The organism is Paenibacillus mobilis, assembly GCF_058267595.1.
In genome coordinates this window covers 20,581-33,775 of record NZ_JBZCMS010000018.1, presented here as the reverse complement: position 1 = coordinate 33,775, position 13,195 = coordinate 20,581, and the positions used below count along the sequence as shown (strand labels likewise).

Here is a 13,195-nt window from a genome sequence, read left to right as displayed (position 1 = left end):
CCTACCAGCGGTAGTGAGCAAACGCTTTGTTCGCTTCAGCCATTTTGTGTGTGTCTTCGCGTTTCTTAACGGAAGCGCCGGTGTTGTTGGAAGCATCGATGATCTCAGCCGCCAAACGCTCTTCCATCGTTTTCTCACCGCGGTTGCGGGAGTAGTTTACAAGCCAACGTAATCCCAGGGATGTACGTCTTTCCGGTTTAACTTCGATCGGCACTTGGTAGTTTGCACCACCGACACGACGAGCTTTAACCTCCAGAACTGGCATGATATTCTTAAGCGCTGCTTCAAAGACTTCCATTGGATCGTTGCCAGTACGTTCTTGAATCAAGTTGAACGCATTGTACAAGATACTTTGAGCAACACCACGTTTACCGTCAAGCATGATGCGGTTGATCAGGCGTGTAACAAGTTTGCTGTTGTATACCGGATCCGGCAACACGTCTCTTTTTGTAACAGGACCTTTGCGTGGCATGGATATCCCCCTTTCGGAAAAATTTCTAAATCAAGTATGTTAAACTTAGGATTTTTTAGCTTTAGGACGTTTAGCGCCGTATTTGGAACGAGCCTGCATACGGTTGTTAACACCTGCAGTATCCAAAGCTCCGCGTACGATATGGTAACGTACACCCGGCAAGTCCTTAACCCGGCCACCACGGATCAGCACGACACTGTGCTCTTGCAGGTTATGACCGATACCTGGAATGTAAGCCGTCACCTCTACGCGGTTCGTCAAGCGAACACGGGCATATTTACGAAGTGCGGAGTTTGGTTTCTTAGGAGTCATAGTACCTACGCGTGTGCAAACCCCACGTTTTTGTGGAGCGCTCAGATCAGTAGCCTCACGTTTCAAAGCGTTAAAACCACGTTGCAAAGCAGGTGATTTGGACTTCTCAACTTTAGCTTGGCGTCCTTTACGGACTAATTGGTTAATAGTTGGCATGTTGTTGCCACCCCCTTCCTCGAATTTTAAAAGCTCTTTACAAACCTACTTTTTAAGCCCACAGAGCCAGGCGGTTCATAAAAGAACAAAGGAAAAGTTTTTACATCGAGGTTTCCCCTTCTGCAAAAACGTTTCAAGCCGTTATGGTCTTACAATCGCAGCCATTGCCGCACCAACTTCGATGCCGCATGCCTTGCCCAGATTTCTCATCGTATCGACATAAGTAATCTTCACGGATGATTCTTCGCAAAGCGCTACAATCTTTGAAGTAATTCGCGGATCTGCATCCTGCGCTACATATACTTCTTCAGCTAGTCCCAATTGAACCATTCGCATGGTCTGCTTGGTGCCGATTCTTACATGAGCCTCCTGTAGCCCGTTGTCATTCGACATGGTCAACCCTCCGAAGAAAGACAGGAATTCACGTACTCACGCACTTTGTTATATTATCACTACGGAATTTGAATGTCAAGAAAGAGTTCTAATATTTTTGCCGCAAAAAAAAACCGGCGCCGACAGCCGGCAGAAAACCGAATTACCGGTTTCCTGCCGCGTCCACACCGATATTTTTTACTGAAAAAGCTATACCTCCACCCGTATTAGTCTACGGATACAGGCTCCAAACCTTCAGCCGCTTCCTCATCAACCGGTCCGTCAAACTCCACATTGCGGTAACGGTTCATCCCCGTACCCGCTGGGATCAGCTTACCGATGATAACATTCTCCTTAAGACCGAGCAGTTTATCCACTTTACCTTTAATCGCTGCATCAGTCAGGACACGAGTGGTCTCCTGGAAGGATGCTGCAGACAAGAAGGAGTCAGTTTCGAGCGACGCTTTGGTGATACCGAGCAATACCGGTTTCGCAACAGCTGGCTCTTTGCCGGACAGGATCGCTTCTTTGTTCGCTACTTCATATTCATACAGGTCTACGAAAGATCCTGGCAGAAGTTGAGTGTCTCCGGCATCTACGATACGGATTTTGCGCAGCATCTGCTTGATCATGACTTCGACGTGTTTGTCGTTGATTTCTACGCCTTGGTTCCGGTATACGCGCTGAACTTCCTGAAGGATATAGTTCTGTACGCCGCGGATCCCTTTGATACGCAAAATTTCTTTAGGGTCGATGGAACCGTCGGTGAGCTCGTCGCCCGCTTCGATTTCCATGCCTTCGCTTACGCGGAGGCGCGATCCGTAAGTGACGGAGTAAACTTTCGTTTCCGCTTCGCCTTGTACCTCGATTTCACGGCGGTCTTTAGCTTCGCGGATTTCTTTGATTACGCCGTCAATTTCACTGATAGTTGCTTGACCTTTCGGGTTCCGGGCTTCGAAAAGCTCCTGGATACGCGGAAGACCTTGCGTGATATCGTCACCTGCAACACCGCCGGTGTGGAACGTACGCATAGTAAGCTGAGTTCCCGGTTCACCGATGGATTGAGCCGCGATGATACCAACCGCTTCGCCGATTTCAACGTGTTTGCCTGTCGCCAGGTTGCGTCCGTAACATTTCTTACATACGCCATGACGAGCGCGGCAGCTGAGCACAGAACGGATTTGAAGTTTCTCGATGCCTGCGTTCACGATCGCGTTTGCTTTATCCGTATCGATGAGCTCATCACGATGGATGATGATTTCACCGGTTTCCGGATGACGGATCGTTTCGAAGCAGTAGCGGCCTTCAATACGGTCGAAGAGATCTTCGATGATTTCCTTACCGTCCTGGATCCGTGATACCACGATACCTTTATCGGTTCCGCAATCTTCTTCGCGAACGATAACATCCTGAGCCACGTCTACCAGACGACGAGTCAGGTAACCGGAATCCGCGGTACGAAGCGCGGTATCCGCCAAACCTTTACGTGCACCGTGCGTCGAGATAAAGTACTCGAGGACGGTCAGGCCTTCGCGGAAGTTCGCTTTGATCGGCAGTTCATAAATCCGGCCGGATGGCGTTGCCATCAGACCCCGCATGCCGCCAAGCTGGGTGATCTGCGATTTGTTACCCCGCGCTTTGGAATCCACCATGAGCATGATGGAGTTGAAGCGATCCATCGATTTCATGAGGACGTCGGTCAGCTGGTCTTTCGCTTTGGACCAGATGTCGATAACCCGGTCATACCGTTCTTCATCTGTAATCAGACCACGACGGTATTGGTTCGTAACAACCCGGACTTTTTCATCCGAATCGGACATGATTTGCTTCTTCTCTTCCGGAACCACAACGTCGGATACGGCGATGCTGACACCGGCGCGTGTGGAATAAGTGAAGCCGAGTTGTTTGATTTTATCAAGAATCACGGACGTTTCCGTCGTGTGATAAGTTTCGAAGCAGCGGGCAATGATCGAGCCCAAGTATTCTTTACCTACCGCACTTGCGATTGGAGAAGCATCAAGCAGCGCTTTGACGTCGGCGCCTTTTTCATAAATGAAGTATTTCTCAGGAGTACCGTTGAAAAGGTTATCCCGGGTTGCTTCGTTGATGTAAGGGAACGTCTCTGGGAAAATTTCGTTAAAGATAATTTTACCCACGGTTGTGATGAGCAAGGCATCCTGCTGCTTCTCGTTAAAGATCACCTTGTTCAGCGCTTTAACCGGGATCGCCACACGGGCATGCAGGGAAGCCGCACCGCGCTGGTAAGCCGAAACAGCCTCGTTGACGTTACCCAAGATCATGCCGGAACCTTGGGCATCCTTATTATCCATAGTCAGATAGAAGGAACCGAGGACCATATCCTGGGACGGAGTAACAACCGGTTTACCGTCTTTAGGGTTCAAAATGTTGCCGGAAGCCAGCATCAAAATGCGTGCTTCTGCTTGAGCTTCGGCAGACAAAGGTACGTGCACAGCCATTTGGTCACCGTCGAAGTCGGCGTTATAAGCCGTACATACGAGCGGGTGAAGACGGATGGCGCGGCCTTCAACCAGAATCGGTTCGAACGCCTGGATACCGAGACGGTGAAGCGTAGGGGCACGGTTCAGCAGAACCGGGTGCTCCTTGATCACTTCTTCAAGGACATCCCAAACTTCAGGGCTTACGCGTTCTACTTTGCGTTTTGCGCTCTTAATGTTGTGGGCGAGTCCTTTATTGACAAGCTCCTTCATGACAAACGGCTTGAACAGCTCCAAGGCCATTTCTTTAGGGAGACCACATTGGTACATTTTCAGGTAAGGCCCTACGACGATAACGGAACGACCGGAGTAGTCAACCCGTTTACCAAGCAGGTTCTGACGGAAACGCCCTTGTTTACCTTTCAGCATATGGCTGAGGGATTTCAAAGGACGGTTGCCCGGGCCCGTTACCGGACGTCCGCGGCGGCCGTTGTCGATCAAGGCGTCAACCGCTTCTTGGAGCATCCGTTTTTCGTTCTGGACAATGATGTCCGGAGCGCCGAGGTCAAGAAGGCGTTTCAAACGGTTGTTCCGGTTGATTACGCGGCGGTACAGGTCGTTCAGGTCAGACGTTGCAAAACGTCCGCCATCCAGCTGAACCATCGGACGCAGTTCCGGAGGGATGACCGGAAGCACGTCGAGAATCATCCACTCCGGCTGGTTGCCGGAGCTCTTGAACGCTTCAATTACTTCGAGACGTTTAATCGCCCGGTTGCGGCGTTGTCCTTGAGCCGTACGGAGTTCCTCTTTCAGGAAATCCAGCTCTTTATCGACATCCAGGTCCTGCAGCAATTTCTTAACCGCTTCAGCGCCCATGCCCGCTTGGAAACCGTAGCCGTATTTCTCACGGTAGCTGCGGTATTCTTTTTCGGACAAAAGCTGTTTCTTCTCAAGCGGCGTATCACCAGGATCTGTAACTACATAAGATGCAAAATAAATGATCTCTTCCAGCGATCTTGGGGACATATCCAAAGCCAGACCCATACGGCTAGGAATCCCTTTGAAATACCAGATATGAGATACGGGAGCTGCCAATTCGATGTGGCCCATACGTTCACGGCGCACTTTCGCACGCGTAACTTCTACACCACAGCGGTCGCAGACAACGCCTTTGTAACGGACGCGTTTATATTTACCGCAATGACATTCCCAGTCTTTCGTAGGGCCGAAAATCTTTTCACAGAACAGCCCTTCTTTTTCCGGTTTAAGTGTACGATAGTTAATCGTTTCCGGTTTCTTAACTTCTCCGCGGGACCAAGAACGAATTTTTTCTGGGGAAGCAAGCCCAATTTTCATAAACTCGAAGTTGTTGACGTCCAACAAGGAGCATCCCTCCTTAACCAAGTCCTGATTTATACTCTATTCTACGCCGACTTCCGATCCTTCCAGATTCAAGCTCAGCTTATCGCCGGCTGCATCCTCTTCGTCATCCAGCTCTTTCATTTCGATCTCTTCTTCGTTTTCGCTCAGGATCTTAACGTCCATGCCCAAGCTTTGAAGCTCTTTGATCAAAACTTTGAAGGATTCCGGCACGCCTGGTTCCGGTACGTTTTCACCTTTGACGATGGACTCGTAAGTTTTCACCCGGCCGACCACGTCATCGGATTTAACGGTCAAGATTTCTTGCAGGGTATAAGCGGCGCCATAAGCTTCCAGCGCCCAAACTTCCATCTCACCGAAACGCTGTCCGCCGAATTGGGCTTTACCACCCAGAGGCTGCTGCGTAACGAGAGAGTAAGGACCAGTAGAACGAGCATGGATTTTATCATCGACCATGTGCGCCAGTTTGATCATGTGCATGACACCGACGGTAACTTCACGTTCAAACGGTTCGCCTGTACGGCCATCGTACAGCATCGTTTTACCGTTGCGCTGCATACCGGCTTCTTCCATCGTATCGAATACGTCGTATTCGTTCGCGCCGTCAAATACCGGCGTCGCCACGTGGATGCCGAGCTTCATAGCAGCCATACCGAGGTGAATTTCCAGCACCTGACCGATGTTCATCCGAGATGGTACGCCCAGCGGGTTGAGGACAACCTGTACCGGCGTTCCGTCCGGCATAAACGGCATATCTTCTTCCGGCAAAATACGGGCAACGACACCTTTGTTACCGTGACGTCCGGCCATTTTATCGCCTTCGGAGATTTTACGTTTTTGTGCGATATAAACGCGAACCAATTGGTTTACGCCAGGAGGCAGCTCGTCGCCGTTCTCACGAGTAAATACTTTAACGTCAACGACGATCCCGTCCGTACCGTGAGGCACACGCAGGGAAGTATCGCGAACTTCGCGGGCTTTTTCACCGAAAATGGCATGCAGCAAACGTTCTTCAGCAGTCAACTCGGTAACGCCTTTAGGAGTTACTTTACCGACCAAAATATCGCCAGCGGCAATTTCGGCACCGATGCGGATAATACCGCGTTCGTCGAGGTTGCGGAGCGCTTCTTCGCCGACGTTCGGGATATCACGCGTAATTTCTTCCGGTCCAAGCTTCGTATCGCGAGCTTCGGATTCATATTCTTCAATATGAATGGAAGTGTACACGTCTTCTTTGACCAGTTTTTCACTCAGCAGGATCGCATCCTCGTAGTTGTAACCTTCCCAAGTCATGAAGGCAACGACTACGTTGCGGCCGAGTGCCAATTCGCCCATTTCCGTGGACGGACCGTCAGCAAGGATGTCTCCTTTTTTGACAATGTCGCCACGTCTTACGATTGGACGCTGGTTGATGCATGTCCCGTGGTTCGAACGCTTAAATTTGTGTAATTTATGTTTAATGATGTCTCCCTTAACTTCCTTGCCGTCCACAATTTCAGTACGGCGCAGCCAAATTTCATCAGCTGTGGAGCGTTCGATAACACCATCATATTTCGTAACGATACATACCCCGGAATCTTTAGCAGCTTTATGTTCCATACCTGTACCTACCAGCGGAGCTTTAGGAATAAGGAGAGGAACGGCCTGCCGCTGCATGTTGGATCCCATGAGCGCGCGGTTGGAGTCGTCATTTTCCAAGAACGGAATGAGCGCCGTCGCTACGGATACAACCTGTTTAGGAGAGATATCCATGTAGTCGACCCGGTCGCTAGGCATCGTCAAAATGTTGTCGGACTGTTTGTTATAACGAACGATAACCATATCGTCCTTAAACTTACCTTCTTCGGTAAGCTCAACGTTCGCCTGGGCGATAACATAGTTATCTTCCTCATCAGCCGTCAGGTAAGCGATCTGTTCGGTTACTTGACCCGACTTCGGATCCACCCAACGGTATGGAGCTTCGATAAAGCCATATTCGTTGATGCGGGCAAAAGTGGACAAGGAGTTGATCAAACCGATGTTCGGACCTTCCGGCGTCTCGATAGGACACATACGGCCATAGTGAGAATGGTGAACGTCTCGAACTTCCATGCCCGCGCGTTCCCGAGTCAGACCACCAGGTCCGAGTGCGGAAAGACGGCGTTTATGAGTAAGTTCTGCCAGCGGATTTGTTTGGTCCATGAACTGGGACAGCTGCGAGCTGCCGAAGAATTCTTTAATGGACGCAATCACCGGACGAATGTTGATCAGAGCTTGTGGCGTAATGACGTTAGCATCTTGAATGGACATTCTTTCGCGAACCACACGTTCCATACGGGACAAACCGATACGGAACTGATTCTGCAAAAGCTCACCTACAGAACGCAAACGACGGTTGCCCAAATGGTCAATATCGTCGGTACTGCCGATGCCGTGCAGCAGGTTAATGAAATAGCTGATCGAGGAAATAATATCAGCAGGTGTAATGTGCTTAACGGATTTATCAATATTCCGGTTCGCAATCACTTTAACTACCTTGCCGTCCTCGATAGGCGAGAAGATATCAATCGTTTGCAGCGGAACATCTTCCGCACCAAGCACGCCGTTAGCCAAGTGGTAATCCTTGAAGCTCACACCTTGCTCAAGCAGCGGGAGGATTTCATCCAGCAGGCGGCGATCGACCAATTGACCCGCTTCAGCGATAATTTCGCCTGTAGTCGTATCAATCAGGGATTCAGCCAGACGTTGGTTGAACAAACGATCTTTAATATGAAGCTTCTTATTGATTTTGTAGCGACCTACGTTCGCAAGGTCGTAACGTTTTGGATCAAAGAAACGGGCAACGAGCAAGCTTTTCGCGTTTTCAAGCGTTGGCGGCTCGCCCGGACGAAGGCGCTCGTAAATTTCAATCAGCGCTTTTTCCGTGGAATCCGTGTTGTCTTTATCCAGGGTATTGCGGATATATTCATCGTTACCGAGCAAATCCAAAATTTCAGCATCCGTGCCAAAACCAAGAGCACGCAGCAATACCGTTACCGGTATTTTACGTGTACGGTCGATCCGGACATAAATAATGTCCTTGGCGTCCGTTTCAAGCTCCAGCCATGCGCCGCGATTCGGAATCACTGTAGCGGTGTACGTCTTTTTGCCGTTTTTATCGACTTTCGTACTGAAATAGACGCTTGGGGAGCGTACCAACTGGCTGACAATAACCCGTTCTGCACCATTGATAACGAATGTACCGGTTTCTGTCATCAACGGGAAATCCCCCATGAACACTTCCTGTTCCTTGACTTCGCCGGTTTCCTTATTAATGAGCCGAACTTTTACTCTAAGCGGCGCTGCATACGTAACGTCGCGTTCTTTCGCGTCGTCTACTGTATACTTCGGTTCGCCTAGGCTGTAATCGATAAATTCCAAGACCAGGTTGCCCGTGAAATCCTGAATCGGCGAGATGTCCTGGAACATTTCCCGCAAACCTTCCTCCAAAAACCACTCATATGATTTCTGTTGGATTTCAATCAGGTTCGGAATTTCGAGAACCTCGTTAATCCTTGCATAACTCCGCCGAGTGCGTCGACCATATTGAACAAGATGTCCTGCCAACTTAAACTCACCCCTCATGTCTACTCACTTTAAAAATACATTGCGAACCCGTGTTTGTACGCTTATAATAAAACCCATGAACGGATTCTACAAACAAGCAAAAACGGCTTTACGACCTGTAATTTAGGCCGACACCCGTTTTAACAACCGAAAGAGATGCAGCTCCATTCTCCCGGCAAAGAAAAAGCCCCTACCCGATACTTCGAAGAAAGAGCATATTGAATTCCGCGTCATCCTTGACGGAATCCCCCATATTCAATAGATTTGCCCAAAATGTACATATTATACGTAAACAAGCACCGAACTATACGCTGCCGTTCAAAAATATGCTTGACATCTTCACAAACTAAAGACATAGAGGGCATCCTAATGCTGACATTTTATAATAATATCATGCGCCCACTTACAAGTCAATAGCCCTTTGAGAAAAAAAGTCAAGGTTATACCTTCTTATTTGACAGCTTTGAAAATTCGGTACCCTTTGTCTTTCGTAACTTCCTCTACGGAACTAAAGAGTTGTTCCAGCTTCTCCTTGGCCGACGGTGCTCCCTGCTTCTTTTGAATGACGATCCAAAGCGATCCTCCAGGCTTCAACCGATTATACGCACCTTCAAAGATCGCATGTACAACAGCTTTTCCGGCACGGATCGGTGGATTGGTCAAAATCGTATCAAAAACCTCTGCTTCAGGAACATTGGAATAAATATCGCTTTGAAGCACCGTTACATTAGAGATCCCGTTGACCTTTGCATTTTCGGCAGCCAGCCCGACAGCCCGCTCGTTTACATCGATCATGGCCACATGCCCGTTCACCGCCAAGACAGCAGCCGTCAAACCGATCGGCCCATAACCGCACCCAACATCCAGCACACAATCCTCGCTTCCGATTTCCATAGCTTCGATCAGCACTTTACTGCCGTAATCAACGCCTTGCTTGGAAAAAACGCCTGCGTCACTCGCAAAGCGGAACTTACGCCCTCGAAGAACCGTTTCCAGGGTGCGCTTATCATGCGCCGTTTCAGGTTTGCTGGAATAATAATGATCCGTCATCGATAAACCTCCGGCAAAGCACGGACTTATCCATACTTTATTAGGATTATAAAAACAAACCCCTTGAAAGACTCAAGGGGTTTGTCTTATAAAAGGAAGAAATTATTTAACTTCTACAGTTGCGCCTGCTTCTTCCAATTTAGCTTTAGTAGCTTCAGCTTCTTCTTTAGCTACTTTTTCTTTCAATGGTTTTGGAGCGTTGTCTACCAGGTCTTTTGCTTCTTTCAGACCCAGGCCAGTGATTTCGCGAACGACTTTGATAACGTTGATTTTGGAAGCACCAGCGTTAGTCAAGATTACGTCGAACTCAGTTTGCTCAGCAGCTTCAGCTGCGCCGCCGCCACCTGCTACTACAACTGGAGCTGCGGCAGTTACGCCGAATTCTTCTTCGATTGCTTTAACCAATTCGTTCAGTTCAAGAACAGTCATACCTTTAATTTCTTCCAAAATTGTTTCTTTGCTCATGAGTTAAACCTCCAATATATTAGTTGATTTGATTTGTTGTTACGCTACGAACATTGGAACAAGACGCTTACGCGCTTGCTTCGCCTTCGCCTTTGTCTGCAACGGCTTTGACTGCCAGCGCAAAGTTGCGAACTGGAGCTTGAAGCACGCTGAGGAGCATGGAAAGGAGACCTTCGCGGGAAGGAAGATCAGCCAGCGCTTTAATTTGGTCAACGCCAACTACACGGCCTTCAACAACGCCACCTTTAATTTTCAATGCTTCATTTTTCTTAGCGAAATCACTAAGAATTTTTGCTGGCGCTACAGCATCTTCAGCACCGAAAGCAATTGCAGTAGGTCCTGTCAGAACTTCATCAAGTTCACTCAGTTCCGCTGCTGCAGTCGCGCGACGTACGAGTGTGTTTTTCAAAACTTGAAATTCAACACCCGCTTCGCGAAGCTGCTTGCGCAGTTCCGTAACTTGGGAAACATTAAGACCACGATAGTCGGCAACAACCGTAGTTGTGCTAGCTTTCAGCTTGGAAGCTACCAGCTCAACCGCCGCCTGTTTGGACTCGATTACTTTTGCGTTTGCCAAATTGTACACCTCCTATAAAGATTACTTAATCCGTAAGACTTTGCTTCTTCAGAAGCCCCGGGATATGAAAAAGACCTTCGCAGTAGAACTACGAAGGTCTGATGATTCATCCTTTGCAAAGCAAATTCCGAACTTATATCACAACACCTCGGTAGGAAATTAAGCCTTTCAGCACCTACTGTCTACGGTAAGCATATTCGATTTGATTGAAATCAATGCAACCATTACAGTATATAAGGAATACTCCGCAGAGTCAACCTTTATTCCTAAGCCTAAGCCTGGAAATATTATCTGTAAACGGCAGTAGCAACACGGACGCTTGGTCCCATCGTCGAAGATACGGCGATGTTCTTCAAGTAAACGCCTTTAGCTGCTGCAGGTTTCGCACGGTTCAATGCGTCAACCAGAGCTTTCAAGTTGTCGTTCAGCTGTTCAGCGCTGAAAGAAACTTTACCGATTGGAGCGTGGATTTGACCCGCTTTGTCCAGACGGTACTCGATTTTACCTGCTTTGATTTCTTGAACGGCTTTCGTTACGTCAAACGTAACTGTGCCGGCTTTAGGGTTAGGCATAAGGCCTTTACCGCCGAGAAGACGGCCCAATTTACCAACTTCGCTCATCATGTCCGGTGTAGCTACGCAGACATCGAACTCGAACCAGCCTTGTTGGATTTTGTTGATCATGTCTTGATCGCCTACGAAGTCAGCGCCAGCAGCTTCCGCTTCCTTTGCTTTCTCGCCTTTAGCGAATACCAGAACGCGTTGTGTTTTACCCGTACCATGAGGCAGGACAACGACACCACGAACGGCTTGGTCTTGTTTACGAGGGTCAACGCCCAGACGTACTGCAGCTTCAACAGTTTCGTCGAACTTCGCAGTAGCTGCCTTCTTCACAAGCTCAACAGCTTCAGAAGGCTCATAAGTTGCTTCGCTGTCGATCAGCTTAGCAGCTTCCAGGTATTTTTTACCGTGTTTAGCCATGAAATTTTCCTCCTTGTGTGGTATTAGCGGAAATTCCTCCCACTATCTTTAATTCATTTAGTTCTCCGAAGGCTAACAAATGAATTAAAGGCAACTTCTGTTGCAAACAGCAACTTTCGTTGCAAGCCCAAGATTAGTCTTGGATTGTGATACCCATACTGCGGGCAGTACCTTCAACCATACGCATAGCTGCTTCAACGGAAGCTGCGTTCAGGTCAGGCATTTTTTGTTCTGCAATTTGACGAACAGTATCACGTTTAACCGTTGCTACTTTCTTCTTGTTAGGTTCGCCGGAACCTTTCTCGATTTTAGCAGCTACGCGAAGCAATACTGCAGCCGGTGGAGTTTTCGTAATGAATGTGAAAGAACGGTCTTCAAATACGGAAATTTCAACCGGGATAATCAAACCAGCCTGGTCAGCTGTACGAGCGTTAAACTCCTTACAGAAAGCCATGATGTTAACACCTGCTTGACCGAGAGCCGGACCTACTGGAGGAGCTGGATTCGCTTTACCCGCAGGAATTTGCAGTTTTACAACTTTAATTACCTTTTTAGCCATGTAAGACACCTCCTTGACCTAGTAATGCAGAGTCAAAAAATCAGTCCCTGCATAAAAACATGATGCTAAAGCTTCTCGACTTGAGTGTAGTCCAGTTCAAGCGGGGTTTCCCGGCCAAACATGTTGACGTGAACTTTGACCTTGCTCTTATCGGCAAGCACTTCTTCAACAGAGCCGACGAAATTGGCAAATGGACCCACTTTAATCCGTACGGATTCTTTGATCTCAAACTCAATAGTCGGTTTAGGCTCTTGAAGGCCCATATGATGAAGAATTTGTTCCACTTCCTCAGGAAGGAGCGGAGTCGGTTTGGAGCCGGAACCTGTAGAACCGACAAAGCCGGTCACACCAGGCGTATTGCGGACAACGTACCAGGAATCGTCAGTTTGGATCATTTCGACCAAGACATAACCAGGGTAAACTTTGCGCATGACAGTCTTCTTCTTACCGTCTTTGTTTACCACTTCTTCTTCCATAGGAACAAGAACCCGGAAAATCTTGTCTTCCATACCCATCGACTCGACGCGTTTCTCCAAATTGGCTTTGACCTTATTCTCATACCCGGAATAGGTATGAACTACGTACCATCTTTTTTCCATATCAAGCCACCTAAGGACCCTTCTTAAATTATCGCTTCGATCACAGCGGAGATACCGATGTCAATAACCCAAAAGTAAACGGCGACAACTACAATTGTACCCAGCACAATCAGCGTGTAATTCGTCAACTCTTTACGATTGGGCCAGCGAACCTTTTTAAGTTCAGCCCAGCTTTCGGAGAAAAAAGAAAACATCGACTTGAAACTGCGTTTCATGCGCGACTACACCTCCA

The 13,195-nt window shown here is 48.3% G+C and carries 12 protein-coding genes and 1 other annotated feature; all 12 genes read right to left on the bottom strand.

Going from position 1 to position 13,195, the window contains the following annotated elements; genetic code table 11:
* Position 1: 1 nt before the first annotated feature.
* The 12 genes from rpsG to secE all read right to left on the bottom strand — a co-directional run bounded on the left by rpsG (position 2) and on the right by secE (position 13,178).
* Positions 2-472: a 30S ribosomal protein S7 gene (gene rpsG, locus AC3ZPD_RS21855; protein WP_044482526.1), complete on the bottom strand. Its 471-nt coding sequence runs from the start codon at positions 470-472 to the stop codon at positions 2-4.
* Between the two features lie 45 nt (positions 473-517).
* The gene (rpsL, locus tag AC3ZPD_RS21850) at positions 518-940 is read right to left on the bottom strand and encodes a 30S ribosomal protein S12 (protein WP_490986378.1); all 423 of its coding nucleotides are present in this window, start codon (positions 938-940) and stop codon (positions 518-520) included.
* Positions 941-1,081: 141 nt separating this feature from the next.
* Entirely contained in the window at positions 1,082-1,333 is a 252-nt protein-coding gene (locus tag AC3ZPD_RS21845) for a ribosomal L7Ae/L30e/S12e/Gadd45 family protein (RefSeq protein ID WP_490986377.1), read from the bottom strand.
* A gap of 206 nt (positions 1,334-1,539) precedes the next feature.
* A complete protein-coding gene (gene rpoC, locus AC3ZPD_RS21840; protein WP_490986376.1) occupies positions 1,540-5,151 on the bottom strand; it encodes a DNA-directed RNA polymerase subunit beta' in 3,612 nt (1,203 codons plus the stop codon).
* A 36-nt stretch (positions 5,152-5,187) separates the two neighbouring features.
* Entirely contained in the window at positions 5,188-8,733 is a 3,546-nt protein-coding gene (rpoB, locus tag AC3ZPD_RS21835) for a DNA-directed RNA polymerase subunit beta (RefSeq protein ID WP_490986375.1), read from the bottom strand.
* 450 nt (positions 8,734-9,183) lie between these two features.
* The gene (locus tag AC3ZPD_RS21830; RefSeq protein WP_490986374.1) at positions 9,184-9,783 is read right to left on the bottom strand and encodes a class I SAM-dependent methyltransferase; all 600 of its coding nucleotides are present in this window, start codon (positions 9,781-9,783) and stop codon (positions 9,184-9,186) included.
* Positions 9,784-9,885: 102 nt separating this feature from the next.
* Positions 9,886-10,248: a 50S ribosomal protein L7/L12 gene (gene rplL / locus AC3ZPD_RS21825; RefSeq protein WP_490986373.1), complete on the bottom strand. Its 363-nt coding sequence runs from the start codon at positions 10,246-10,248 to the stop codon at positions 9,886-9,888.
* A gap of 67 nt (positions 10,249-10,315) precedes the next feature.
* Positions 10,316-10,825, bottom strand: a complete 510-nt coding sequence (gene rplJ, locus AC3ZPD_RS21820) for a 50S ribosomal protein L10 (RefSeq protein WP_490986372.1) — start codon at positions 10,823-10,825, stop codon at positions 10,316-10,318.
* A 58-nt stretch (positions 10,826-10,883) separates the two neighbouring features.
* Positions 10,884-11,031 (bottom strand) — a sequence feature (ribosomal protein L10 leader region).
* Positions 11,032-11,112: 81 nt separating this feature from the next.
* Positions 11,113-11,805 (bottom strand): 50S ribosomal protein L1, encoded by a 693-nt coding sequence (gene rplA / locus AC3ZPD_RS21815; protein ID WP_490986371.1) that lies wholly within the window; start codon positions 11,803-11,805, stop codon positions 11,113-11,115.
* A 133-nt stretch (positions 11,806-11,938) separates the two neighbouring features.
* Complete coding sequence (rplK, locus tag AC3ZPD_RS21810; RefSeq protein ID WP_016310704.1) at positions 11,939-12,364, bottom strand: 50S ribosomal protein L11; 426 nt, start codon at positions 12,362-12,364, stop codon at positions 11,939-11,941.
* A 65-nt stretch (positions 12,365-12,429) separates the two neighbouring features.
* Complete coding sequence (gene nusG, locus AC3ZPD_RS21805) at positions 12,430-12,963, bottom strand: transcription termination/antitermination protein NusG (protein ID WP_490986370.1); 534 nt, start codon at positions 12,961-12,963, stop codon at positions 12,430-12,432.
* A 23-nt stretch (positions 12,964-12,986) separates the two neighbouring features.
* A complete protein-coding gene (gene secE, locus AC3ZPD_RS21800) occupies positions 12,987-13,178 on the bottom strand; it encodes a preprotein translocase subunit SecE (RefSeq protein WP_068698266.1) in 192 nt (63 codons plus the stop codon).
* Positions 13,179-13,195 lie beyond the last annotated feature (17 nt).